Genomic DNA, 24,250 nt, shown 5'->3' on the forward strand with positions numbered 1-24,250 from the left:
GTTACCTGACCCCCACCTCCGCATGAGCGGTCCCCTGCAGGGCCCATTGCCGCTCGACCGACCAGCACCGGTTCAGCCGCCGTTCGAGCCGTACCTCCGCGTCAGCGCGTTCGCTGTTGTGACACGTCCCCTGGCTTCCGTCGGGATCGGTGAACGGCGCCGCGACCACCCGTTCCGGCGGCAGTGTCACCTGTACGTCGAGCCGACGCTGCGAGGTCCCGCCGACGACCCGCCAAACCGGCAAGGACAGCTCCGTACGGAAGAGCCTGGTGGCCAGCAGCTGGTCGCCCTTCGGCCACTCGGTGCCGTCGAGCCTCATCCGCACGAAAGCCAGCGCAGGCAGCTTATTCAGCGGCGGCCGGCGAGCGATCGCAGCCACCACTTCCAGCACGTCACCGCCACCAAGATCCGCGTGTAACCAGGCCCACCGCTGAGCCATGCCGTGTCCGTAGATCCGCCCAGTGGCTCCAGGTGCGTCACGCAACGTCAGCTGATAGGTGCCGACCTGCACGACACCTGTGTAGCTGCCGGCCGGAACGGGAACCATGTGTGCAGCGGGCAGTACGGGTGTGCGCCAGGCCCAAACTGGGAAGGTGAACAGCGGCGGGCCTGCGGTCGCGCAGGTCAGATCCCACTTGATACCGCCAGCGGATCCGGCGGCGCGTTCCCGATCGAAAGAGACCGGGCCACTGGCGAAGGCGGGCGCTCCGGTCCAGGGTTCCGGGCCGAAGCGCTCGAAGACGACATCTTCGCCCGGCAGGAACACCGCGACGTGGCCTTGTGTGAACGGTGCCGCCCCGTCAAGCGGAGCGATCAACTCGTGATGGAGCCAGACCCCCGCACCGGTGATCGGGTCCGTGATGGTCGTATACCAGATCTCTGCCCGTCCGCGACGGCCAGTAGATCTCACCCGCATGAAGTCCGGTGCCATGCCTACCCCTTCGGTCGGTCAGCACGATCAGGGTCCAGCGAAAACTGATGCGTAACTGAAGGATCGCTGAAGTGAAACTCCAGCCCGGCATCAGGCTGAAGCGAGATGCTGTCAAGGTTGTCCACAGCTGGCTGGGAAGGAATCCACATGCTCCGTCGGTCTGTCATTCCGGGTGTCATCGCCATGGCTGTCCTGGCCACCGGCTGCGCCGATTCGAGCACTGGTGGCGAGGCGTCGCCGCCGGTTCTGAGTGAGAGGCCAGTCGAGCAGTCGCCCACTCACAAGCCCACCGGCACAGTGACCGGTGTCCCGACGCCATCGCGGGCACGGCCCACGAAGGGCAGCCCGACAAGCCCGAAGAGCAGCCCCACAAGCAAGGGAGCCGGGTCGCCATCGCCCAGCCTCAACCGGCCGGTGATCAACACCTTCATCATCAAGACCCGCCCGAGTTGTCCCAGCAGCGGACCGAACGCGTCAACGCCGGGCAGCCCCGTGGTACTGGAATGGCAGACCGTCGATACCGACAAGGTGACGATCTCGATCGATGGCCCCGGCGTCTACGAAAGCTATCCGAGCACACATTCCGCTGAATTGCCCTTCGGCTGTGCCGGAACTCCCGGCTCCAGCCAAGTGCACCGGTACCTGCTGACCGCCACTGGCGGCGGGCAAAGCATCCAGCGAACCCTCACGGTCCAAGCACGGATCAATTGAAGACCGTCGTACACCCCAGCTCATTGCGAGTCAGCTCGAATTCAGCGAGCCGTCAGCACCTCGGCTGACCATTCTCGCCCACGGTGTCACCCGGTCCACGATTCTCTGTGCCCAGCGACTGAAGCCTTATCGGCTGGAACAGCAGCGTTGCTTCAGGGCGTGGAGGTCGCATGAAGAAAGGCTTTGATTTTGACCCTTAGAACGCGAGTTCGATCCCGCCTGATGGCCGCGGCCGCAGCGGCGCTGATCGTCGTCAGTGCCGCACTGATGCCGCCCGTCACCGCGCAGGCGGCCGGAGTGAACAGCGACTACGTGCAAATGAGCTCGATCCCTTTCATCGGGGCAAGCTTCATCAAGATCGGCGGGGTGCGTTTCGTAGGCAACCCCGCGGATCCGATCACGGTGACGGCTACTGAGGCAGCCGATTCGAGCAGTGTCACGGTCAAGCTGACCAGCGCGGCCGCGGGCGGTCTGGTCATCTCCGCGCCGTGCCAGCAGACCGCGGTCGACACAGCCGTCTGCCCGACGACCTTCAACGGCTACCCGGTTGCCCAGGTGAGCGTCACCAACGCCTCGGCTGCGGACAACGACATCACAATGGACATTCCCACGTTGGCTGCCCACGTGGATGTGGGAAGTGGCAACGACACAGTCCGGATTCCGCACTCCCGCGAGGTGGGAACAGCCGGTGGCAACTCGACGATCATCTCTCTCGGAAACGGCAATGACACCTTCTACGGTGGTACCGGGACAAAGACGATCTATGCCGATGGCGGGGTGGATTACATCTACGTGTTCAACGATCCGGGAGTCCGGGACAAGGTGTCCTGCGGCAACGGCACTGGCGAGCCTCGACTCGACACGGTGGTGGTGGACAGCACGGATGTGCTCCTCAACTCGAATTGTCTGAACGTCGTTCCTGGCCCGTGAGCCAAGTCCATTCCGGCAGCTGACAGCCATCCAGGTAGCCGCGCTCGCCGGCGCGGCTACCTTCGGCGCGTTTCTCCGCCTCGGCAGCCATCTCCTCACCGTAGCGGCGGAGCAAAGGATGAATCGTCAGCCAGCCGCGCTCGTCGACCTCGATCAGATTCGCCCGGACGAGCTCACCGAACTCGGTCTTCCGGGAAGGATCCGCGAAGACCACCGAGCCGTTCTGATGGCCTGTGGCCAATTGCCGGAAGAGTGCGGCGGCCGACTCACTCAGCGCCTTGTAGGACGCCGAGAAGACAGCTCGCAGATCGGTCGTCACGTCGCCCCCGCTTAGCGCGTCGAGCACATCCGCTCCTGAGAGTAGGCACGGCTTGCCGAACCAGCCGAAGGGCAGGTTCGGCCACCGGCTGGCCGCGATCGCCAGTGCGAGCGGCAGACCGGCACACAGGCGCAGGATGTCTTCCTGGAGGTCAGCACCACCATCGGCCGCCAGGTTCATGCCCAGCCGACTGCGGAACAATTCACGGCCGTGCATCGCGCTTAACGGCTTCAAGCGCAATTGATGGGCACTGTTGGTGACCGCCAACGGGCTTAAGTCCACTCTGCTGGTGATGACGGCCATACATCCCGGTGAGCTCGGCAGTAAGGGCCGGACCTGCTCAGCACTCCCGGCATTGTCGAGAACGATCAGCACGCGACGGCCCGCGAGCAGTGTCCGGTAGAGATTGTCAAGAGCGCTTGGGTCTGCCGGCTGCAGATCCGGCGCTGTTCCCAGCGCGCTGACAAGCTTCCTCAGCGCTTCCTCCGAACCGAGCGGCATCGTCACACTGCTGAAGCCCTGAAGGTCGAGGTAAAGTTGACCATCTGGAAAGCCTGCCGAGGCATCATGAGCCCAACGCAGTGCCAAGGTCGACTTGCCGACGCCTGCCATGCCGGTGATCGCCACCGCGGACGTTGTGGCCTCCGCACCGGCACTGTCGCGTACTGCATTGATGAAGCCGAGCTCCTCGGAGCGTCCGACCACCACTGAGGCGACCGAGGGAAGCCGCGCCCGCTCGATCCGCGCGTCGGACAGCGAAATCCGGCCGGGTGACGCAGTCGAATCCAGTGCCGGATCCTGCCGCAGGATAGCTGCCTCCAGATCACGCAGTGACCGCGCCGGATCAATGCCAAGCTCCTCGCCGAGACGCGTACGCACTCTCCGGAACACGGTCAATGCGTCCGCCTGCCGCCCCGCTCGGTACAGCGCAAGCATTAGTTGTCCGCTGAGCTCTTCGTCATAGGGATGCTCGTCGGTGAGATCCTCCAGCAGCGGAATCAGCTCTGCGTGCTCACCGAGCACCAGCCTTGCATTGGTGAGGGACTTCAGCGCGACCTGGCGGGTACGCTCGAATCGATCTGCGTGCTGCTCGAACCAAGGATGCCCACGGACGTCAGCGAGTGGGCGGGATCGCCAGAGCTCCAGCGCCGCCCGCAGCCGCTCCCCGGCGATCGCCGGGTCAGCCGTGGCGTCGGCCTCAGCCAGTAGGCGCTCGGCCACCTGTACGTCCGTGCTGTCCTCGCCCAAATCCAGGCGATAGCCCGGTACCGCCGAAACGATGCCGCCCGGAATCCGTAGCAGCCGACGCAGGTACGAGACATGACTCTGCAGCGTGTTGTTGACAGTGGCTGGAGAGTTACCGGCCCAGACGACATCGATCAGTAGGTCGCTGCTGACCACCTTGCCGCTGTTGATCGCCAACGCGGCCAGCACCGCCTTGCGCCGGAAACCAGAGATCTCGGCATGGACCCCGTCCACCAGCAGGTCGACCGTGCCGAGCAGACGAATCCTGACAGTCCTCACCGGCGCATCGATGCTCGCTTTGCCACCCCACTGGCGGTTCAGCGCCGTCAGGTTCGGTCCGGACTCTCCGTCCACCACCTGCCGGCCACGTCCCCCGTTGTGCAGCGTCATTCAGACCACTCCTTGTCCTTCGCCGGTCGCCATCGCAGGCACAGTCCGCTGTGATTCCCCGGCCGATCGCAATCCATAAGGCGAGATCACGGACAAGTAGCGCGAGGGATCACCTTGCCACTGGAATCCACGGATTTGAGCAGCCGTACGCCGGCCCGTGATCATGCGGAACAGGTCGTTCCGGTCGGCGACCACTGCCGCGGCCGGCATGCCGTCGGCGCCCAGCAGCCACTCGTCAGCACCGTCGGAAAGCTGGAGCGGCGGCAGCCCGCACTCCACGATCCGCGTGCTCAGCCAGTTCCGGTAGATCGCGAATCCGAGTCTTGTCACTGCGCCCTCGTCCCCCGCACCCTCCACGCCGAGTACTTCCCGTAGATCTTCCAGATGGACGGCAAGATCGGCTACCGGTGCCACCGGCAACCATTCCGGCCCTTCGAACGGCAGACCGACGCCGCGCCGCAGCATCGACAGCAATCGGCTGGTGCGTTCGTCCAGGTCCCGAAGAAGCGGGGCCAGGTCCCAGCCCGCTCGCCGGGCCACCTGCTCGGCGGTCCAGCGATCCCGCTGCCGGGCCAGCGCCGGGCTACGCCAAGCGCCGACCGCGAAGCCCGCCAGCGCGGCGTCCTCTGCAGCGCCGTTGGCCATCACGTCCTCGGCCATTCCCACCAGGTGTGCCAGGAGGTCGCCGACGGTCCAGTCAGGGCAGGCGGGAACCTTCAGGAATGCCTCCGCCCCGTCGTCCTCCATTAAGCTGCGGAGCCGGCACAAACCATCCTGATAGGCCCAGGCCAGATTCCAACGGCTAAGGCGCTGTGGAGTACTGATCTGCGAGGGGCGTCGGCTCTTGGTGAAGACATCCCTGAAATCCTGCCCCGCCACCTCGTCGGCGGCCAGACCGGCGTACACCGCCGCGGCCCGCGGCGAATTGAATCGCGCCAAGCCGAACGACCACTCGTACTGTTCGCCGGTCTGAGCATCGCGCCAGTCGTTGTAGCCCGTCAGATCGTCATCCGAGGTCACATGGTCCGCGATGTACAGTGCCTGCTCGACAGCGTCGCCGATACCTTGCGCCGTCGCCGGGTGCTTGAAGTGACCGGCATCGCCGAGCAACGCCCAGCCGGCTCCGGCCGCTTTACGATAGTGCCCACGCAGCATCGTTTCCGGCACTGCGATCAGGCCGGAAACCCGTTCGGCCAAGTCGAGCAATCTGGGGTTGAGAACGGCGGGAAACCGCCGGATCCCTTCCCGGTAACGCCGCTCGCGATCCGCCGCCGTGCCGCGGGTCACATCCGGACCAGCGGCCAGCGAGAGCAAATGGATGCCGTCCTCGCACGGCACCGACATCAGCGCCGACTGCTCGTGCAGGTCGATATGACACCATTCCGAGGAGGGTAGGCCTCGCCAGTAGGCCAGCAAGAACGCCATCTCCCCCTTCCGCCGGCGAGCCATCGCCACCCCGAGGCGCCGCGCGACCGTCGACAACCGGCCGTCGGCGCCGAAGACCCAGCGTGCCCCGACCCGCTCGCCAGTGTTCAGCACCACACCCCGGACCGGATCGTCGGCGGTGCCGGCACCAATCAGCTGGGTCACCGTGGTCTCGGTGCGCAGCTCCGCGCCGGCCTCGACCGCCGTCGTCGCGAGGGCCGCGTCGAGGACGACCCGACGAACCGAACACGCGCGGTCGTACCCCCCGATCGGCGTGAAGTCACCCGCCACCTCATGGCCGAGGACGCGCCAACTGAAGCCGGTGAAGCTGAGGTCGTGTGCCGCACGCAGGCGATCCATCACGCCAAGCCGGTCAAGCCGGTCGAGCGTGTTGGGGAACATCACATGCGTCGAGACCGTGTCGCTCGGGAACCGGTCACGATCGATGAGCAGAATCCGCCCGCCGCCCGCCGCTAGTCGGGCGGCGAGCACGGAGCCAGCGCACCGGGCGCCTACCACCACCGCGTCGTACTGCTCGCCGATCGTCAAATCGCCACCATTTCCCTCGCCCGGTCCTCACCGCTGTCCGCACCCCACCTCCACCTCCACCTCCACCGATCGTGTGGAGAATCCGTGCAAATCTGGTGGAACCCAACGGCTGCGGGGAAGTCACCTTCAAGGCCCTCAACCTGATCGCGGCGGTGCCGCGGGACGGCGGCTCGGAGCGTGGTGTGGGGACCCCGAGCCGCCGTGCGCGGACGGGAGGGGGGCCGTCCGCGCGGCGCGGCAGAGACCGGGCCGATCGCCGGAAGGTCTCTACCGAAGCAACTTCATTCTCACCATGTCACCAGCCCTTGACACCGACCTGAATCCGCGCTGAACGCGCGCAATCACAAGGAAAAGCGCCAAGTCGTCACCAAGCACGTCAGCAGGGTTTCAGCCCGCTTTCAATTCTCAGGTGTCGAATCGGCCATTGGAAAAAGTGAGCACGGGCCTGCGGACGGTAACCGCTCCCAACTCGGGTACGGAGCAATCGCGCGCGTCGAAGACCGCGCAGCCCTCGAACGGCCTGGCCAATCATGCTCTCGAACACATCGGAGACATCATGGAAACCGGTCAGAACACCCGCACCCGAACGCTGCTTCCAGGCCGCGGCCGAGAGGGCGGTTTGGAGCTGATTCTGCGGGTCGCGGTCGCCGCGGAATTCATCGGCCACGGCGCCTTCGGCATCTTCGGCAAGGAAGGCTGGGTCGCGTACTACGCGGCTCTCGGTATCCCGGAGTCGGCTGCGTGGGTTCTCATGCCCATCACTGGTGGCGTCGATATCATCCTCGGTCTTCTCGTCCTTGCCTGGCCGATGCGCCTGCCCGTCGCCTGGATGGCCTTCTGGGGACTCTTCACCGCTACCCTGCGGCCGCTCGCCGGCGAGAGCATCTGGGAGGTCGTCGAACGGTCTTACAACTATGGCGTCCCGCTCCTGCTTCTGCTCGTGTACGGCATTGGCACCGCCACCGAGCGCCGCAGCCTGCGGCACTGGCTCACGGTCGTCCGTGAGGTACCGGTGATCACCACGGCCCAGAAGAAGAAGTTCGCCATGCTGCTCCGGGTCGTCATCGGGCTCTATCTGATCGGGCACGGCGCCCTCGGCCTCATCGCCCACAAGGGCTTGTTGCTCAAGGGATACGCATCGATCGGCCTGAACAACCTGGTGGATGACCCGGCGACACTCAACACCGCGATCGGTTCGTTCGAGATCGTGCTCGGTCTGCTCGTTCTCTCCTACCCGCACAAGGCGATCCTCGCCGGTGTCCTTGTTTGGAAGCTGGCGACGGAGATGCTCTACGTCACGATGGGCGCCTATGGCGCCGGTTTCGAAGTCCTCGAACGAGCCAGCTCCTACGCGGCACCGCTCGCATTGATCTACCTCACCTCCCGACTTGGCGGCAAATCTGCCAGCGAGCCCGACGAGGGGAAAGAACGCCAGCCGGCCGGTCGCTCCTGATCGACCACCGGTACCCGGTCGCCGGGCTCGTCGGACCCCCTTCCGACGGGCCCGGCCTCGCCTATTCCGCACCACAGCGACTACAAACGGAGACTCCGATGACGACAGCCAAGGGACCTGACTCCCATCCGCCAATACCGCAACATATCCAGAAGGGCACACGTCCTGCCGCCTTGCCTGGACAGTTGCCCACGGCACCGATCTCGCCGCCGATCCCCGACCAGCAGCCAATACCGCACCAGTCCGCCTATCGGCAATTCCCTGGTCAGCAGGCCCCGATGATGTACCAGCCGTACGGTCGGCAATTCGTCGGTCGACCGCGCGGCACCAAGCGATCGCTCTTCCTGATCCTTGTCACGTTCGGCATCTACTTGTTCGTCTGGACGTTTCAAGTGCACGAGGAGATGAAGCGGCATTCGAATCAGGGCGTCGGTGGAGGCATCGGTCTCCTGCTGGCAATGCTCTTCGGAGTGGTGAGCCCCTTCGTGGTGGCCGGGGAAGTCGGACAGCTTTATCAACGGCGGGGGGAGCGTCCTCCGGTCAGCGGCGTCACCGGCCTGTGGTACCTGCTCGGCAGCCTGATCGGGGTCGGTCCGATCGTCTGGTTCGTCAAGACCAACAACGCCCTAAATGCCTACTGGCATTCCCTCGGCGCACGCTAAGGGAATGCCAATAGCCGTCGCCGCATGCCGACTGTCACTGGCGGCGACATGGTGCGATGCGGGTGATCAGGACGCGCGTTCGCCCTGCAGCGCCTCTGGCGGCAACGGCGGCATTCCCCAGCCGCGGGCCAGTGATGAAGGTTGTGCCACCGTGCCGCCGGCGAAGTACTCGGTGAACTTCATGATCAAGGGGTCCCACCGAAGCGGGTCGATGTAGTGCTCCTTGTGTGCCATTACCAGTTCCGGATCGACGTGGGTACGAAGGATCGTGACCTCTAAGGCCCGCAGCATCGAGTCGGCTGCATCGATCTGGTGAATTGCCCGGACCCTTCCCTCGAGATGAATAGGGCTCTCAGCAACGGCTTGAGGGGTCACAAGATCGCAGGGAATCGAGGTGAGACCGGCCGCAGCGAACTTGTCCGCTTCGTAGCGGTAGCCCCGCTCCTCCTTGTAGGCCGGCACATCGCGCCGCCCGGTCAGCAGCGCGATCCGGTCGACGGCCGCTACCAGACTCTTGTCTGTCAGGTTGAGCACACAGTCAGGGTGCCTCTCCAGATTTCTGACCGTCTGCGAATTGGCGCTGAGCCCGAGCATCGCACTATCGCCCAGCCACCATGCCGACGACATCGGGGCAAGGTTTGTCGATCCGTCGCCGTTCAGTGAACTGACGAGGATCACGGGGGTCCCGAAGTACAGAACCTTGGGTTCGATGACTCGCTTCACTGACACACCTTTCGGCTCGCTGACCTTGCTGGTTCAGCACTGGAACGGGCTGCGTACCGATTGTGTGAGACTCCGCACTACTTGGCCGCTCGCTCCGGTCCGGTTCGCACGGTCCGGACGTGGAAGGGGTGCGGCAGGCCAGCGCCTCACAGCCAGCTGCCGCACCCCCTTCCATCGTCGGCTCCCGCACTGGAGCCACACTGAATTTGCAGCTCACCTGGCTGGATCGTTGGTGGCGTCCGTGGTGAGGCGAACCAGGTTGCACCACGTCTCTGCCGGCTCTTCGAGGTCGTACAGCTCGCCGAACTGCTGACCGGCAAGCGTCAGCATGAAATGCGCGTCACTGCCGAGTCCGAGGAAGGTGAATCCGTCCTCGATCCGGTCCTTGGCCGCGGCCGCGTCCCGGCAGACCATGCCGACCGGGACGGCAGCCTCGCGGCAGGCCGCCACCACCCGGTCGACGGCGGAGCGGAACTCCGGCTCATCGCTCCAGAACTTCGCCGGCAGGCCGAGCGAAACGTGCAGGTCATTCGGCCCGATGAGGACCAGGTCGATACCTGGTACCTCGAGGATCTTCTCGACGTTTTCGAATCCGGCGATCGTCTCGATCTGTACGCCGACAAGGATTTCGCCGTTCACCGAGGCGATGTACTCCGGTCGGCTCACACCAAAGCCGAGGTGTGGTGCCAGTCCGCCGGCGCCTCGCTCGCCCAAGGGTGGGAAGCGGGCATAGCGCACGGCCGCCTCGGCGTCGGCGGCGGTCTCGATCATCGGAACGATCACACCCTGGCTACCGGCATCCAGCGCCTGCTTGATGTGATCGATCGACCCGGTGGCGACCCTCGCAAGTGGCGTGATCCGGCCCTGGGTGAGGTCGGAGATGGTCGAGAATATATGGGCGGCCGTGTCATGCCCCACCGGCGTGTGCTCGAAATCCACCAGCATCCAGTCGAAACAACCCTGCGCGGCCAGTAATCGGGTGGCATGAATACTGTGTAACTGAAGCCACGTGCCTACGGCGGGCGCGCCATCGCGCAGCAGCCGCAAGGTCTGGTTTGGCCGAAGCCGGGTCATGTTCCACTCCTAATGTTGATGAGCTCCAGCGGCGTCTCCACCGGGTGGGCGTCAAGCTGATTCAGCACCTCGCCGTAAGTCAGCTGGGAGAAGTTCACGGCGGTGACCATGAACGAGTCGATCGGCACGACACGATCCCGAACCGTTCGACGGTTCGAGGACGCCGCGCTCGCACCGGCCAGGCTGTCGAAGTTGAGCATCGACAGCTGGGCGGCGGCATCGCCGTTGACCACGCGATCCGCTGCATACTCGAACAAGGCCGTCTTGGGATCGTCTGGGGCCGCAGCCAGTGCCCGCCCCAACATAAGGCAGTCCTCGAAGCCCAGGTTGATGCCCTGTCCAAGAAACGGTGCGATTGTGTGCGCGGCGTCGCCGACCAGCGCGACCGACGACCTGTACACCAGCCGATCGGCACGAACCGTCCAGATCTTGGCGGGCCGACGGCCTTCGATGGCCCGGTCGAGGTCACCGAGGCCGGCGTACACGTCGGGGAAGTTCTCCGCCATCACAGCGTGCCTGCGCACCGGATCGGCAAGCTCGGTGAAGGTCGGCTCACCCACATCGGGCAGCACGAGCGTACAGCGGAAAGTCTCGTCCTGATTCGGAAGACCGACGAGAAAGAAGCCACCACGCGGCCAAACGTGAATCGCTGATCGCTGAAGTTCAAGAGTGTCAGCGGGTCGGAGAGTGAGTTCCGTGTAGCCCGAACCGGTCGGTGTTCTCCAGACCGTGGTCAGGCCGGTTTGAGCCATCGCCGACCGGACCGACGAGTGGGTGCCATCCGCCCCGATGAGGAGGTCGTATCCGGCGGTCAGCCGACGACCATCCGATCGGTCGAGCACCACCCTGCGGCGTTCGAAGTCGATGGCGTGACAGCTGGCGCCGAACTCGAACCGGATGCCGGGGTGGTACCGCGCTTGCCGGTAGAGGGTCTTGTTCAGGTCGTTACGTCCGACGGAGTAGTTGCACCAGGACGGATCGCCATACCGGGTTTCGACGGACGCCTGGAGTTGGTGGACGACACGGCGATCCATGGCGACCGCCGAGTCGACGACCTCCTTGTCGGCGCCCACAGCGGCAAGAGCTCGCAGCCCTCGTGGGGAGACAGAGAGGTTGATGGTACGACCAACGCTCGCCGCGGGCCTGCCGCCGTACTCAGGCCGCTTTTCGTAGACCTCCACGGCGTACCCGAGGTCGGCAAGCGTCTGCGCCGCGAGGCAACCGACGGGACCAGCACCAATGACGACGGCCTTACGCATGCTCGCGGCTTTCGCCTTGCGGGGCAGGGTGCCGCTGGTCAGACTGCGATACTCCGTCCGCTTTCGTCGGCAGCGAGACCATCTTGCGGAAGAACGTGTCCCGTACGTATTGGGGCTCGCCGGCGAGTTCCAGGGTGGGGAAGCGCTCGAGCAGCGCCTGCACCATCACCTCGACCATCACCTGAGCGATCCACCTGCCCAGGCAGACATGGGGCCCGTCGCCGTACATCAGGTTCTTGCTCAGATCGCGCCGCAAATCGAAACGGTCAGCCTGGGGGAAGACGCGAGCATCCCGCAGCGCGCTGGCGAAGATCCCGAAGACCTGGTCGCCCTTGGCGATGTCGACCCCGCCGAGCCGAACGTCCTCCAGCGGGAACCTCGGCAAGTTCAGCTTGCCGAATCCGTCGAACCGGTACGACTCCTCGATCGCCGCCTTCACCAGGGCCGGATCACGCCGTACCTCCGCGAGCTGACCCGGGCGTCGCAACAGATTGAGCAGGGTGAAGTTGATGAGATGGCGCGGTGGTTCCGATCCCGCCGAGATCATCAGAGCCACCATGCTCAGCAGTTCGGCCCTGGTCAGTCGTTCGCCGTGACGCTCCGCGTTGACCAACTGGCTGAGAAAATCCCGCCCCGACCGGCCTTCGCGTTCGGTCAGAAGTTCCTCGACCATCGCCACGCCATCCGGCAGATAGCTCAGGTTCACCTGCAATGCGTCGCTGCTGATGCTCGGATAGAACGAGTCGATGACCGCACTACCGAAGAGCCGGAACTCGGCATGCCGCGACCGGGGAATGCCCAGCACATGGATGATGGCTTCGAGGGGATACTTAGCGGCCACCTGCGCGGCGACGTCAAGCGTCGAGGTCACCTCGATGCCATCCAGGACGTCATCGGCCAGACGGCGTAGCGACGGCCTGAATCGTTCGGCCACCCGAGGCGAGAACAACGGACCGGAAACCCTGCGAACCCGGGCATGGTCGACGTCCACCATCCAGAACAGCCCGTGCTTGGCAAGGCGCTGATGCAAGGTCAGCTGGCTGTCGGGCAAGCCTTCCGGAACACCCGGGTAATGGCGCAACTCGGCGCTGAACCGGCTGTCGGTCAGCAGGGTCACCACGTCGTCGTACCGGCTGACTACCCAGCCATGGGCCTTGGGCCACCAATAGACAGGAGCCTCGGCCCGAAGGTGGTCGTAGGTGGGATTGGGGTCCCGGTCGAAGTCCGGATCGTCGGGATCGAAGACGAACGATCCCCCGGTCAGTTCCCTCGGCGCCATCGGCACGTCGCGTTGCCTCCCATCCCGGCACGGTAGGCCGGAGTCTTGCTTCCCAGAGCCTGTTGAACGCCGCCTCTGCAGGCTCAACGGCTCGATCGACGGCCCAGCCTTTCGGTGCCGACTGAACCCGCCCTGACGTGGCTCTGAGGTGTCAGGGCGAGAAGCAGGGTTGGTCCGACAACGGTCGACGGATCGCGAGAGGCGTCGTGCTTCGATCGCGGGATCAGATCGCCTCCAGATCCAGGTCAGCCTGACGTCGCACGATGGTTTTGTCGAGGAATCGTCACGAGCCTTCAGAACTGAGCTCGGCGGCCTTGGCTGAAGAGCCGTGAGGTGGATCGATCATGAGCGACACGGAGCAGATGGTCGCGGACTATGCCTGGGTGAAGGCATTGATAGCTCGTCGTACCGACCTTGCCCTGATGCGGCATCGAGTGAAGGAGATCGACGGCCACGTGGCCGTGGAGGTCGACGGCGCGCACTACGAAGCGCGAGCCTGGCGGGCTGCTATCGACGGCAGGATCTACCCATCCCACATCGATGTCCACGGTATCCGTCACCAGCTGGTCATCGGTTCGCGAGTCTCGGTGCACGTCGTCCAGCATCCAGGCGCTCGCGGCGACCTCTGACGCCGATCGCGGCGTCCATGGTTGCCCACCGCATGCACGCCAACGTCATTAGAAAGGCAACAATCATGCGAAGTTCCCCACCAGGCCGCGCCGTCACCGGGGCACACAGCGTCGATGACGCTGTCCAGGACGAGGGTGTCGTGCGGCAACTCCATCCCACGCGGCCGAAAGGCTTCACCAAGACGAGCGTCCTACTCAAAGCCGCCGCCACAGTCGTGAGCGCACTTATGGTTCTGCTGGCCTTCGCTGGTACCAGCCGGGCGGACTCGAACGATTTGCAGCGCACAAATGCCACTCAAGGCGATGCCGAGGCCGTCCTGTCCGCTTTCGGCAGCGGAGGCTGGGCTGCGCTCTTGCGCGGCACTACGGTTGTGGCCGCACCAGCAGACAGTCCGCAGGCACCCAAGGTCCAGATCAGACCCTTCACGCCCTTCAACGGACGTCACTATTGCCAGCTTGATTGGCACACGATCCTGCTGGCCGATATCGAGGGCGGCGGCAAGTCGTACACGGAAGCGGCAGCGACCACCATCATCAACGGGCTGAAGGTTCAGCTCACGCTGGACGGCAGCGATGTGCCCCTGACCCGAATTCCCGTTGCCAGGTTCCTCAACCCCGAGCCGTTCGGCTTCGAGAAGGCCTGGTACAGCCAATGGGGCAAGGTCCTGGCACCACACGAGCTGACCGTAGGCAGCCACAGCCTGCATGGTCGAGTCACCAACGCGAGCGGCACCGTGCTCTTCGAGAACACGATCACCTTCGTGATCGATGCCGCCGGCACCGGCACCTGCACTGCCTGACTTTCCACCCTAGCGGGCCATCGCACTGCGATGGCCCGCTCAACCATGCCCTCTCCAAATCCTGCTCAGCTGTCTTTCCGTGGCTTGGTAAACCGCCAGCTACTGCCGCTGCGGGTCCGCTGGCCGTCGGCAAGCGCGGGGTAGTGCCTGCGTGGCAGCCCGGCCCGGACACCCACGCAGCCAAGAGGCACTTCACCCACGTCGGGCCAGGCCGGTGGCCGACGCCGGTCGGCTGCGCTGTCTAGCACTCCAGCAGTAGTTCGCGATCATGGGAGTTGGGCTGTTAACGGCGGTGGTGGCAGTCGTGTGCTCGAGCTTTGGTGGCGGATGTCGAGGAGTCCGCGGCAGGCAGAGGCGCCACGCCGTGCGGATCGTCAAAGACGGTAATCCGGGAGTGCCTCTGCACGGCCTCCGGGTCCGCCTTGTGGAGCTGCCACGCCGACATGCACATAACTTTTCATCCCAGCGAACCACGACGCGCACCCCGCCCCCAGTGGACCCTTTCCCCCTTTTCTGCGAGTCGTCACGTCTGCGCCCCCGACCACTCGTGCTTGAGGGAATTCTCGCGACGCTCACGCTTGGCCTGACCGCTCGCCGGAAGTGCCAGACGCGACATTCGCCGCAGAACGCGGCGGTCGGGTCGACGCTTCGTCCGGCCGAAGGGTCGATTGTCCGTCCACGGATCCAGGCTAAGACTGTGCCTTGAGCGCGTAGGCGCGGATGAGGGTCTGGTGGACCGTGTTGCCGTCCGCGTCAGCCGCCTCGGTGCGGAGCGATACGAATTCACCACGGTTCGGGTGATCCAGCAGCACAGCACGCCGCAGACCGCTGCGCACAACTGTGACCGGCCTCCACGTGCGGCCATCGTCGTACGAGACCTGAACTCGCAGCCGGCGCACCTCCCGGTCCGCTATACCGGTCTGCCGTTGGATAGTCAGCGGTAAGAGGAAACGACCGGTGGTCGCGCGGTTGTGCTCATCGAGGTCCGGTGAAAAACGGATGGTCATCAAGGGCAGTGGAACCATGCCATCGTCCGGCACCGCACCGGACTTGAAGTTCCAGGCCGTGCTTATGGAGGTAGACACCGACGAGACGGATTGGGTGGCCCGGAAAGCGAGCTGATAGCGCCCGGACTTCGCCGGCACCTCGAATACCGCATTACGGTTCGAGGTTTCACCGATCACCTTTCCGCCGCGGCGGAGCGTCATCACCGCCGAGTCTTCCTGAATGAAGCCGAGGTGGCTGTGCTGCTGATCGCTGAAGAATGGCAGCACCACCTCAATGGAATTGCCCACCCGCCCTGCAAGGACACCGAGGAGCGGATTAGGCGCGAGAGCAGGAGCGAACGGCCCGACATGCCACCGCTTCTTGCTCTTACCGGGAAGCGGGTGGTTCACCACGGGGGCGATGGTTTCCATGCTGGGCTCGGCAGAGCCCCACTCGGGAAGCACGAAGGCGGATGACAGGAACGGCACGGCTGGGCTGTAGTACTCCACGAATGTCGCGGGCGCGCTCAGCTCCACCATGAAGTCCTTCGACACGATCTGCTCTGCCGAGGTCGCCGCGATCTGCGTATGCACCGCGTGGAGTTCGGCATCCCGGACGTGGCGAACCAGGCCGACTGGAACACGACCACGATCGGTCCGGCTCAGATGGTAAAGGTATGGACTCTCGGTGAAACCCTCTGCGCCATCAGGCCTGGCGTAGTGCCCATCGACTCGGTAGCTGAAGCTCGAGGGATCGGCGGACGTAAGCGAGGGCGCCACGAAGATCTCCTCCTGCCCGCTGACGAAGTCACTCCCTGCCTCGCCATAATCCGTCGTACGCCGGAATCCATACTCGCGCTGAATCGCTGCCGCGTCGGGCTGATCGACACTGAAGCCGCTTGACTTGGCGCGCCGGGCGTCGATCACGACAGTGGCATCGGAATCCACTTGTAGCCCAGGTTCTACGAGCACCGACAGGGTCGGATCGATGGAGTCCGGGTCTTGATCGGGAGTAGCGACAAGCCCTTCGAAGTAGTACTCCCCCTTGGCCACCCGTAAGGTGACGCGTCCTGATGGATCGTAGCCGTGGATGATCTGCGGCCGCTCGATACCGACGAGTCGTGCGAAGTGGTCGGCGGCGGGATGCCCGTTCCGGTCCAGCATGACCAGCGTCAGGTCATAGCTCTCGGGCTCTCTCGTCACACCGAATGGTGTCTGGATGGAGACCGTTCCGCCAGTCGCCTTCACCCGTCCCGTGTAGACGCCGTCAATGGCGCCCACCGAGGTGTCCGTTACCAGGGTGACCGAGGCTGAGCCGCCTGCCGGAACCGTGACCTCGCCGGCGCTGAGCGCGAACATGCCGCTCGGTGCGACCTTGCCGTCTGGGCCCCGGCTCTCCACGGTCAAGGTCAGCACCAACGGGGTCGTGCCCTTGTTGACGTAGGTGATCGTGTCGGTGGACCGCTCGTCGTCGTGGTGTGGCCATCGTGTGATCCCTTTACTGATGCTCGCCGGTAACGCGAACGATTCCTGCAACACCGCGCGGGATACCTGAAGACGGCCGGCACCCTGCTCGTACGTCGTCTGGTCCCGGTGCGGCGTCGCGCTGCCCATCAACGCGGCCTTCAGCTCTCCGGCCTTCCAGGTCGGCCGAAGTGCGGCCAGGATGGCGGCCGCACCAGCCACGTGCGGCGCGGCCATCGACGTACCGCTGAGACGGACATAGGCTCCGTCGACGACCGGACTACTCTCGCCCATCAGCGAGTCTTTGGCCAGCGCTGCCGCGATGGACACTCCCGGCGCGGTGATGTCGGGCTTGAGCGCCAGATCACCAACACGCGGACCGCGCCCGGAGAAGTCCGCCAGCTCGTCTTGAGCGTCAACCGCCCCGACGGTCAGCGCCGAGTCGGCCGCGCCCGGACTCGTGATCGACCCCTCGACTGGACCGTTGTTACCAGCCGCCACAACGAAGAGGGTCCCGGATTTCTCAGTCAGCTCGTTCACGGCCAGGTCCATCGGACCGATGCCATCGCTGAAGAAGTCGGACGCCAAACTCAGGTTGACGACATCCGCACCTTGGGCAACTGCCCACTCCATGCCGGCGATGATTCCCGAATCGCTCCCCGTTCCGCTGTCGTCGAGCACCTTGCCATTCAGCAGTACGGCGTCCGGCGCGACGCCCTGATACTTGCCGTTGAAGGCGCCGCCACTTCCCGTGATGATGCCCGCCACGTGCGTCCCATGACCAACGCGATCTGCGGCACCTGACGGGCTTTCGGTGAAGTCTTTCTCGGCGACGACCGCCGCCGCCAGATCGGGATGGCTGCTGTCAACACCGCTGTCGAGAACAGCGACTTTGACGCCTTGACCGCGATGTCCGCTCTGCCAGGCAAGAGGTGCACCGATCTGGGCGACGCTTTGGTCGAGGGTTGCGGATACCTTGCCGTCAAGCCAGATCTTGCTGATCCCGGGCGCGAGCGCTCCATGTGCCGGGCTAGCCTTTACGGACTTCCAGAACTCGGCGGCCGTTGCCTTTGGCAAGCTCCGTACGTCCGCGCTGACGGGGTGCAGCTCGCGCAGCAACTTCGTCGACCTCAGCGTAAGTCGCCCCTGGTTGCGCTCAGTACCGGGCTGGTACTTGGTGATGAGTGGGATATCGGTTCGGGAACTATCGCCGTAACCGAGGGTCAGCAGCTTCGTCACGTTGAACAGCCGCCTGTCAACGCGCTGTGTGGCGACCAGAGCAGCCGCGTCGACCGGGATGATCTGTAGCCCACCGTTCTCCTTGCGACGGATGAACTGCATCCCTTCGCGGCCCTTTGCCGGGCGAATCGTCAAGACCTGATCGCTGCCGTGGTTTCGGCGAACAACAACCTGATCACCCGTGACCAGCGTGACCGTCGCCACGCTGCCGGTGGTTGCCGCCCCCGCATCCGTGCGCCCTCCGGATGAGATCGCGCCCGTTGCGGCGACACCCGACGGCACACCCATCGTGCCTGCGATTCCTGCCACAAGCATCGCCGCGACAACTCGGACCTTCATCATCCCGTTCCCCGCTATCTCGTGACACCGGACAGAAATCCCTCTGTAGCCTGGTGCCACGACCTGCACCACGCCTGAAACGATCCTGAATCCGGAGGCGTCTGAGCAAGCGGCAGGACGGCTGGGCGCCAATGACGCGCCCAGCCGTCCGGTCCAACTCTGGTACCTCGCCCTGGTCAGGGTCGCAGCGCGTCAGTCGTCAGGTCCACACTGGTCCAGCCGCTCCAACCGCCGCCTGGATTGTGTTGCCTGCGCTGATAGACCTTGCCGCTCCAATCGACGGCGACTACCTGGAGCCGACCGTCGGCGTTGGCGTCCGCCGCCACCGAGGCCACCCCCGTCCCCGTATCGGTCAGCCGGGTCCAATTCGCCCAGGCCTGTCCCGCCTCCGTCTGCCAGTTGATCCAGAAGTGGCCGTAGCCATTAGAACCGACCAGGTCCAGTCGTCCATCCTGATTACGAGCCGCCGCCGCACTCAAGCCGGGGCCGCTGCCGTTGAGCCAGGACCAGTGCGACCAGGTGTCATCGTCAGGCGCGGTCTGCCAGCCGATCCAGGTTTGGTTGTGATCACCGCCGGTACCGAAGAGGTCGATCCTGCCGTCGCCGTTCGTCTCCGCAGCCACCGAACCAACTCCGCCTGATGGGTTTGCAAACCCACTGTAGCTGGACCAGATAGCAGAACCTGGCGCTGATTGCCACCAGCGGAAGGAATCGCGGAACTCCTGATCGGTCCCGCCATAGACGAGCAGCCGCCCATCGCCACCGCGCGCCACCGCGATGGACACCAGCCGCTCATGCGGCACTGGCAACTGGGACCAGCCGGACCAGCTGTCCGAACCCGGCGCCGTCTGCCGACGGTGGAAGAGCTGCCCGCGGACGTTCAGGCCGAACACCTGCATCTGCCCTGCAGCGTCGGTCTCGGCCGCTACGGTCCGCAGTCGTGGATCACCGACGCCGTCATTGACGACTTACCCCAGGCCGACCACGTCTCCGCATTCGCCTCGGTCTGACGGCGGACCATCAAATCCTCGTTGCGCCGGACGCCGAACAGATTCAGTCGGCCGAGGTGGTCTCGCGCCATCGCCACCGAGGATCCCGGCGAAGCCGGCCGGTGGTACCTGCGGGTCTCGTGCGTGGTCATCCGGAAGCTGCCATCGCCCTTGGAATAGGCGATCGGCAGTACCGCCGGGTTGATCAAATGTCCGTGACCATCACGTCGAAACGGCCATCTCCGTCGAAGTCTCCACCCAGGAAGTCGGCCATGGGCATCCAACCCCAGCCCACCGGTGTCGATACGTACCTGGTGATTTCCGTGAAGCTGCCGTCGCCGTTGGAGAAAGCCACTGGAATCGTGCTCCATCGGCCCGGTCAAGATCGAAAGCCGTCACTTTGGGACCTGCTCCCGCAAACCGGATCAACTTTCAGCCGCTCGGACTCACCCAGCACCGCATCAGCCGTCACCGCCGTCCATCAGGGTGATTAGCCACGGCGTGTCCAAACTCCATCTACGAAATCCTTGGGGAATCGGGCAGCTACTCGCGGTATTCGCAGGAGCGCGAGCGGTCACGATCGTGTCGGCGCGCAGGGCGTCAACAGGATTCATCGAGAACCGCACCGGCTGGTCGATGAAGAAGTTGCTGCACCGCACGCCGCTACCGCACCGTCCAGATCCGCGTCGGCCAGTACCGCGTCACCGCCGAAGTCCCATTCCCGCCAACCTACGCGATGCCCTCGCTCCGATCGCCTGACCAACCATGCGCACCAACATGGCCAAACTAAAAACCACGGCAAGGGCAGTTAACCAAGAGACTCTGCGATGAAACGCGATCTCATCGACGGCTCGACTCAGCCGCGCTTCAGACCTGCATCATTCACCGGAAATAGCCTATGTCGCTAGTTTGGATCAACTGTGCACGTAGGTGCAGATAAGGGGATTGTGTTGAGAAGGACCAAGGGGTCAGCCGTGAGCCGGTTCGCCCGGGTGGTTGGAGCTGTTGCAGTTTCCGCCACCGTTATCCTCGGCGCCACCACTCCTCTCGCTGAGGCGATCACGGACATGTCGGTAAATCTCACGATGCAAACACATCCCGTTACTCCCAATCAAGCTTTTGGAACCTATACTGCCTTTCTGCCTACAGACAGCGGTTGGGGCTATCTCTACAATGGAGGATCGATCCGGGTAGATTGCTACGGTGACGACCTCTTCTCGGACGATTTTTTGTTCTCTCGAACCCACACGATTTCCAGTTTCCAGCCTCTCACGGCCGATGAGAAGGGCATCTACCTGACCGGACGGGTGGGCGGCGACCTCGGCACGATCTGGGATGAGGACACAGATACCGCCGACCACCGCGATGAGGTCTACTGCCGTATGACTTGGCGAGATGGCGGTGGCGGTACCATTCAGCGCAAAACTCCGGTTCGGTACGGCTATTTCTAGTTGCCGTGCGCCGAAAATTCGTCGACAGAAGCTGACCAGAGAGTAGAGGATTTCTTCGGCTGTTTGGTCCAGATGAAGGGACGGATGTCATGGTTCTAGTTCTTGATTCAGGTGCGGATATCAACTTCGAGTGCGTGGACGCTTTTGTGTGCTCGGCGGCGGATCACCTAGTGGACCAGAAAAAGCCGAACCGATCGCTCAATCGGGGTTGATCCACGATGATTCGGTCGGGATAAGTGCAGATGGAACGGGCTGCTTGGCCATCCAGGCCCAGATCGCTCGAGTCTTGTGGGTGCCGTAGTTGTCGCCGATCAAGTAGATCTGGAGATGAGCAGGAACTTCCTGGTTGGTCTTGATCAGGAAGTTCCTGAACTCCGCCGCCCGGTGCCGGCCTTTGCTGACCGAGATCTGATCGAGTTGACGGATGTCGACGGATCTCGCGCCATGACGGTGACGATCCCCCGACCGGCCGCAACCTTGCAGCTCAGATCGAACAGACCGGCCGCACCATTCGGGAACTGGACGTCACCAGCGACGCCGGACCCTTCCCCGGCAGCTTGCCGATACTTCCCACGCAGCCCGGTGGTTTCGACCGTGAAGATCGACGTCGTTCGTTCGTCAATTGGGACGGTGCTTGGCTGCTGGTCCGGGGTCCGGATGTTGGTGAAAGATGACGTCACTAGGTGGTGCCTCAGTTGGTCGTGTCGTGTGGCCACCTTGTCGGCGATGGGTGAGCCGGGATCGAGGGGATCCTGGCCTCGTCGGGGCTGCTGGGCGGGCAGGGTGGCGATATCGTTGAGGCGGCCGGTCTCGTCCCCATGCCAGCTGCTGCGCGGTTCGGTCAGGGCTGTCAGTGTCTGGCGCTAATCAGCGAGGAGTCGGCGAGTTCACGGTACTGTCGTTCTCCTCGCCGGCGTCGTACGAGGTGTGCCTGGCAGGTCGGTGTCGGCGGCTTTGCGGGCTTCCAGGGCGACCGCGTCGGCGGTGAGCGCGCCTGCCTGCCGGGCGATTGTCAGGTCGGCGACGACCCCCTCGTGGCCCATGTGGTTGTGCAGCAGCACCTCGATCAGTGCGCGGGCACGGGCGGTGTCGCCGTGGGCCTTGCAGGCCGCGACCCACCAGGCGTCATACACGGTGGTGAACTTCCCGGCCGCCCTGGCCTGCTCGAGTGCGGTCGCACCGGACAAGGCGCCGGGTTTGCGGATCAGGGGCCTCTAGATAGTGGTCCAGCTCGAGGCGCGAGCCGCTCGTGGTGAGTAGCCGCTCGTGGCGGGCCACGACGGTGTTGCCATCACAGACACCAGGTCGGAGGCTTGTAGCAGAACCCGCACGATTCGGTTCATTAAGCGGACCGGCACCGAGTACCAATTCGTCCTGACGGTGATCTGGACGTGCCGGTCCCGAGCGAGAGCGGCGCCCACTAACTCGACTCGTGGCGTGAACCATCGCCCGGTCTCGAAAGTCCTCGACGGCGGCGGTTTCAGCAACGGCTTCTCGACCGCGAAGTACACCCGATAGTGCGCGGTCTGGACCCAATCGGGCGAGCATCGTCATCAACGTCCCAGCTGTCCACGAGTCGGTTCAGCTCGGCCAGGCTGTCGACCTCGGGGACCAGCATAAGATGATTGCGGCGAAACCAGCCGATCTGTCCCTCGACGCCGCCCTTCTCGGGCGCGCCTGTCAGCCCGGGCTGACAGTAGGAGGGCCTCCAGATCACAGTGGGAACGGACCCCGTTCCGCCGGTCAGTCTCGACGCGTGCCCGGTGAACCCGAGCACCGGGCGACCGCGGCTTTCAGGTTGTCGTACTTCACCTTGCCTGCCGGCACGCCACCCAGCACCGTGAAGGCGTGGGCTTGGCCCTCAATGAAGGCCTCCTGACCACCGGAGGCGAAAGCGCGGTGCACGGCCTTACCCGAGTAAGACATCCGCAGACAGAACAGACACTCCACCAGCTCACCGCGCAGCCGGATCATCACCTCCCCGAAGTCGACCTCGGCCTCCATTCCGGGCAGATGCGACTGAACGATGAGGACGTCGACCGGTCCACGTTGTCCCGCACCTCCGGCTTCCGCGCGGCGACGTAGCTGCGGACCACTTGATAGGACACCTTCGTCATCGCGTGCTCGTCGACGAGCCTGTCGAAGATCCGCTTCACCGTGTGTCGCTGCTTGCGTGATGCGTCCATATCGGCCAGCAGGATCGCGTCGATCACAGCCTTGAACGGATCCAGCTTCAACGGCGGGGCGGATACTTCTTCCGCGGTATCGGCCACGATCCCAGCCCGGCGAAGCCGAACCCGATCTCTGGTGCTCCGAGTGATCTTCACCAGACGCCGTGCTTCCTCGGGGCTCCAACGAGCGCACGAACACCTCAGGCTGTCGAGCCATCACCACCTCCGCCAGGAACCATCCAGACCCACCACCAGACCGGTCAACCCGACACGGTTACAACCCCCAAACTGCGAAGCTGGGGCTATGAGCCCTCGGAGTGCCTGGAGACTTCATTTGTTGGAGGGACTGACGCCTCCAGACGCTCCGGGGGGACACTTGGCCTCAGCGCAGGCCAGAGCAACGGAACATGGCGCACATTCCTATGCTCGACGGGCTTGAACCATTTGCGAGAGCCCGTTGCGGGGCGCTGCCTCTAATCACAGCAGTGCCAATACTCGGCGAGCCTATAACCGCACCCGCAGCGTTCAATATCCCCTCCGCATGGCCAAATCTCGGCGACGGATTCTCGAACCCATCCTTCACGGGCCCATACGACACATAGATCGCAATGGCTAGAAACGCTATGGATAACTTCATCTCCGGAGTAGCAAAACCGCCTTGTGGAGTGCGACCACCAGGAGTGCCGCCTTGCGACCGAGACGCAACAATCGATTGCTTTACCTGGGCAGACTGAGCTGCCCAATTTGCGTCATCCAGCTTCTTCAGGTAGCCAACCATCCCTCCACCCGTGCTGGGAACCTGCTTCGCTCCTCCTGCATGAAGGATTTCCGCGACATGCCCAGGGTTGGAACGGCCCGTAGTACGGCCAATCTGGCCGGACTGGCTCCGCTGCGCCGCTTCCACATCTGGCACATCAACCTGGGTTTCGAAAATAGCTGGGGTATCGGGAGACATCGACCTGACGACGCCGCCGTCCACCGTAGTGGCTACTACCTTGCCATTCACGTTTGTATTGACTGAGTAGAACCCCTGATCAACAGGATCGAAATACCGACCGCGATTGTCTGCGTGCACGTACACCTTGACCGTGATTTTGCCCGCGGTCGGCGAACTGCCGCCGCCAGCTGCGATAGGCGTGCGTTTGGCCGACGCTCCCGAGGCGTCGGGGTTGCGGCCGTCGGGGTCGGTGAGGTTGATGGGGTTGGCGTCGGTGTAGAGGTAGGTGGACAGG

The 24,250-nt window shown here is 64.2% G+C and carries 23 protein-coding genes; 7 read left to right on the top strand and 16 right to left on the bottom strand.

Annotated features, from left to right (window positions below; genetic code table 11):
- Window position 1 precedes the first annotated feature (1 nt).
- Window positions 2-931, bottom strand: a complete 930-nt coding sequence (locus tag ACFFGN_RS18250) for a tocopherol cyclase family protein (protein WP_380049061.1) — start codon at window positions 929-931, stop codon at window positions 2-4.
- A 414-nt stretch (window positions 932-1,345) separates the two neighbouring features.
- Between ACFFGN_RS18250 and ACFFGN_RS18255 the strand changes: the two genes are divergently transcribed.
- Complete coding sequence (locus ACFFGN_RS18255; protein WP_380049063.1) at window positions 1,346-1,642, top strand: hypothetical protein; 297 nt, start codon at window positions 1,346-1,348, stop codon at window positions 1,640-1,642.
- A gap of 222 nt (window positions 1,643-1,864) precedes the next feature.
- On the top strand, window positions 1,865-2,572 hold the full coding sequence (locus tag ACFFGN_RS18260; protein ID WP_380049065.1) for a hypothetical protein: 708 nt from the start codon (window positions 1,865-1,867) through the stop codon (window positions 2,570-2,572).
- On the opposite strand, the gene ACFFGN_RS18265 is transcribed toward ACFFGN_RS18260, so the two are convergent.
- Together ACFFGN_RS18265 and ACFFGN_RS18270 are read right to left on the bottom strand one after the other, a co-directional pair.
- Complete coding sequence (locus ACFFGN_RS18265; protein ID WP_380049067.1) at window positions 2,535-4,526, bottom strand: AfsR/SARP family transcriptional regulator; 1,992 nt, start codon at window positions 4,524-4,526, stop codon at window positions 2,535-2,537. The genes ACFFGN_RS18260 and ACFFGN_RS18265 overlap by 38 nt on opposite strands.
- Window positions 4,527-6,500 carry an FAD-dependent monooxygenase gene (locus ACFFGN_RS18270; RefSeq protein WP_380049069.1) on the bottom strand — a complete coding sequence of 658 codons (1,974 nt, stop codon included), beginning with the start codon at window positions 6,498-6,500 and terminating at the stop codon, window positions 4,527-4,529. It lies immediately after the preceding gene.
- 409 nt (window positions 6,501-6,909) lie between these two features.
- Between ACFFGN_RS18270 and ACFFGN_RS18275 the strand changes: the two genes are divergently transcribed.
- Both ACFFGN_RS18275 and ACFFGN_RS18280 read left to right on the top strand, forming a co-directional pair.
- On the top strand, window positions 6,910-7,953 hold the full coding sequence (locus ACFFGN_RS18275) for a DoxX family protein (protein WP_380049071.1): 1,044 nt from the start codon (window positions 6,910-6,912) through the stop codon (window positions 7,951-7,953).
- A gap of 98 nt (window positions 7,954-8,051) precedes the next feature.
- A complete protein-coding gene (locus ACFFGN_RS18280) occupies window positions 8,052-8,615 on the top strand; it encodes a DUF4234 domain-containing protein (RefSeq protein WP_380049073.1) in 564 nt (187 codons plus the stop codon).
- 66 nt (window positions 8,616-8,681) lie between these two features.
- On the opposite strand, the gene ACFFGN_RS18285 is transcribed toward ACFFGN_RS18280, so the two are convergent.
- The 4 genes from ACFFGN_RS18285 to ACFFGN_RS18300 form a co-directional block, all read right to left on the bottom strand.
- Window positions 8,682-9,338, bottom strand: coding sequence for a flavin reductase family protein (locus tag ACFFGN_RS18285; protein ID WP_380049075.1), 657 nt, complete (start codon window positions 9,336-9,338; stop codon window positions 8,682-8,684).
- A 213-nt stretch (window positions 9,339-9,551) separates the two neighbouring features.
- Window positions 9,552-10,412: an HpcH/HpaI aldolase family protein gene (locus ACFFGN_RS18290; protein WP_380049077.1), complete on the bottom strand. Its 861-nt coding sequence runs from the start codon at window positions 10,410-10,412 to the stop codon at window positions 9,552-9,554.
- Window positions 10,409-11,671, bottom strand: a complete 1,263-nt coding sequence (locus ACFFGN_RS18295; protein WP_380049079.1) for an FAD-dependent oxidoreductase — start codon at window positions 11,669-11,671, stop codon at window positions 10,409-10,411. The genes ACFFGN_RS18290 and ACFFGN_RS18295 overlap by 4 nt, the downstream gene beginning before the upstream one ends.
- Window positions 11,664-12,950 (bottom strand): cytochrome P450, encoded by a 1,287-nt coding sequence (locus ACFFGN_RS18300; protein ID WP_380049081.1) that lies wholly within the window; start codon window positions 12,948-12,950, stop codon window positions 11,664-11,666. The genes ACFFGN_RS18295 and ACFFGN_RS18300 overlap by 8 nt, the downstream gene beginning before the upstream one ends.
- A 344-nt stretch (window positions 12,951-13,294) precedes the next feature.
- Between ACFFGN_RS18300 and ACFFGN_RS18305 the strand changes: the two genes are divergently transcribed.
- Both ACFFGN_RS18305 and ACFFGN_RS18310 read left to right on the top strand, forming a co-directional pair.
- Window positions 13,295-13,579: a hypothetical protein gene (locus ACFFGN_RS18305; protein WP_380049083.1), complete on the top strand. Its 285-nt coding sequence runs from the start codon at window positions 13,295-13,297 to the stop codon at window positions 13,577-13,579.
- A 32-nt stretch (window positions 13,580-13,611) separates the two neighbouring features.
- Entirely contained in the window at window positions 13,612-14,379 is a 768-nt protein-coding gene (locus ACFFGN_RS18310) for a hypothetical protein (RefSeq protein WP_380049085.1), read from the top strand.
- A gap of 689 nt (window positions 14,380-15,068) precedes the next feature.
- Here ACFFGN_RS18310 and ACFFGN_RS18315 read toward each other — a convergent pair.
- The 4 genes from ACFFGN_RS18315 to ACFFGN_RS18330 form a co-directional block, all read right to left on the bottom strand.
- Window positions 15,069-18,479 (bottom strand): S8 family serine peptidase, encoded by a 3,411-nt coding sequence (locus ACFFGN_RS18315; RefSeq protein ID WP_380049087.1) that lies wholly within the window; start codon window positions 18,477-18,479, stop codon window positions 15,069-15,071.
- A 104-nt stretch (window positions 18,480-18,583) separates the two neighbouring features.
- Entirely contained in the window at window positions 18,584-19,306 is a 723-nt protein-coding gene (locus ACFFGN_RS18320) for a DUF8189 domain-containing protein (protein WP_512700331.1), read from the bottom strand.
- Window positions 19,307-19,332: 26 nt separating this feature from the next.
- On the bottom strand, window positions 19,333-19,605 hold the full coding sequence (locus tag ACFFGN_RS36100; RefSeq protein ID WP_512700332.1) for a hypothetical protein: 273 nt from the start codon (window positions 19,603-19,605) through the stop codon (window positions 19,333-19,335).
- Window positions 19,602-19,751 carry an FG-GAP repeat domain-containing protein gene (locus ACFFGN_RS18330; protein ID WP_380049093.1) on the bottom strand — a complete coding sequence of 50 codons (150 nt, stop codon included), beginning with the start codon at window positions 19,749-19,751 and terminating at the stop codon, window positions 19,602-19,604. The genes ACFFGN_RS36100 and ACFFGN_RS18330 overlap by 4 nt, the downstream gene beginning before the upstream one ends.
- A 619-nt stretch (window positions 19,752-20,370) precedes the next feature.
- Here ACFFGN_RS18330 and ACFFGN_RS18335 point away from each other — a divergent pair.
- Entirely contained in the window at window positions 20,371-20,847 is a 477-nt protein-coding gene (locus tag ACFFGN_RS18335; RefSeq protein WP_380049095.1) for a hypothetical protein, read from the top strand.
- Window positions 20,848-21,045: 198 nt separating this feature from the next.
- Here the strand turns inward: ACFFGN_RS18335 and ACFFGN_RS18340 are convergent, their stop codons facing one another.
- The 5 genes from ACFFGN_RS18340 to ACFFGN_RS18360 form a co-directional block, all read right to left on the bottom strand.
- Window positions 21,046-21,330 (bottom strand): transposase, encoded by a 285-nt coding sequence (locus tag ACFFGN_RS18340; RefSeq protein ID WP_380049109.1) that lies wholly within the window; start codon window positions 21,328-21,330, stop codon window positions 21,046-21,048.
- Window positions 21,331-21,734: 404 nt separating this feature from the next.
- On the bottom strand, window positions 21,735-22,034 hold the full coding sequence (locus ACFFGN_RS18345; RefSeq protein ID WP_380049097.1) for a hypothetical protein: 300 nt from the start codon (window positions 22,032-22,034) through the stop codon (window positions 21,735-21,737).
- Window positions 22,035-22,590: 556 nt separating this feature from the next.
- Window positions 22,591-22,851, bottom strand: a complete 261-nt coding sequence (locus tag ACFFGN_RS18350; protein WP_380049099.1) for a hypothetical protein — start codon at window positions 22,849-22,851, stop codon at window positions 22,591-22,593.
- Window positions 22,821-23,120 carry a hypothetical protein gene (locus tag ACFFGN_RS18355; protein WP_380049101.1) on the bottom strand — a complete coding sequence of 100 codons (300 nt, stop codon included), beginning with the start codon at window positions 23,118-23,120 and terminating at the stop codon, window positions 22,821-22,823. Before ACFFGN_RS18355 ends, ACFFGN_RS18350 begins: the two co-directional genes overlap by 31 nt.
- A gap of 280 nt (window positions 23,121-23,400) precedes the next feature.
- Window positions 23,401-24,250 (bottom strand): hypothetical protein (locus ACFFGN_RS18360; RefSeq protein WP_380049103.1); only part of this gene is annotated, 850 nt, incomplete at its 5' end.

Origin of the sequence: Kribbella deserti, assembly GCF_042434725.1 — a bacterium.
GTDB lineage: Bacteria > Actinomycetota > Actinomycetes > Propionibacteriales > Kribbellaceae > Kribbella > Kribbella deserti.

What these genes read in the sequence shown, in the direction of transcription:
- ACFFGN_RS18250 (WP_380049061.1), bottom strand. Translation starts at nt 931, where the DNA reads ATGGCACCGGACTTCATGCGGGTGAGATCTACTGGCCGTCGCGGACGG.
- ACFFGN_RS18260 (WP_380049065.1), top strand. Translation starts at nt 1,865, where the DNA reads ATGGCCGCGGCCGCAGCGGCGCTGATCGTCGTCAGTGCCGCACTGATG.
- ACFFGN_RS18265 (WP_380049067.1), bottom strand. Translation starts at nt 4,526, where the DNA reads ATGACGCTGCACAACGGGGGACGTGGCCGGCAGGTGGTGGACGGAGAG.
- ACFFGN_RS18280 (WP_380049073.1), top strand. Translation starts at nt 8,052, where the DNA reads ATGACGACAGCCAAGGGACCTGACTCCCATCCGCCAATACCGCAACAT.
- ACFFGN_RS18290 (WP_380049077.1), bottom strand. Translation starts at nt 10,412, where the DNA reads ATGACCCGGCTTCGGCCAAACCAGACCTTGCGGCTGCTGCGCGATGGC.
- ACFFGN_RS18295 (WP_380049079.1), bottom strand. Translation starts at nt 11,671, where the DNA reads ATGCGTAAGGCCGTCGTCATTGGTGCTGGTCCCGTCGGTTGCCTCGCG.
- ACFFGN_RS18300 (WP_380049081.1), bottom strand. Translation starts at nt 12,950, where the DNA reads ATGGCGCCGAGGGAACTGACCGGGGGATCGTTCGTCTTCGATCCCGAC.
- ACFFGN_RS18305 (WP_380049083.1), top strand. Translation starts at nt 13,295, where the DNA reads ATGAGCGACACGGAGCAGATGGTCGCGGACTATGCCTGGGTGAAGGCA.
- ACFFGN_RS18310 (WP_380049085.1), top strand. Translation starts at nt 13,612, where the DNA reads ATGCACGCCAACGTCATTAGAAAGGCAACAATCATGCGAAGTTCCCCA.
- ACFFGN_RS18320 (WP_512700331.1), bottom strand. Translation starts at nt 19,306, where the DNA reads ATGCAGGTGTTCGGCCTGAACGTCCGCGGGCAGCTCTTCCACCGTCGG.
- ACFFGN_RS18350 (WP_380049099.1), bottom strand. Translation starts at nt 22,851, where the DNA reads ATGGAGGCCGAGGTCGACTTCGGGGAGGTGATGATCCGGCTGCGCGGT.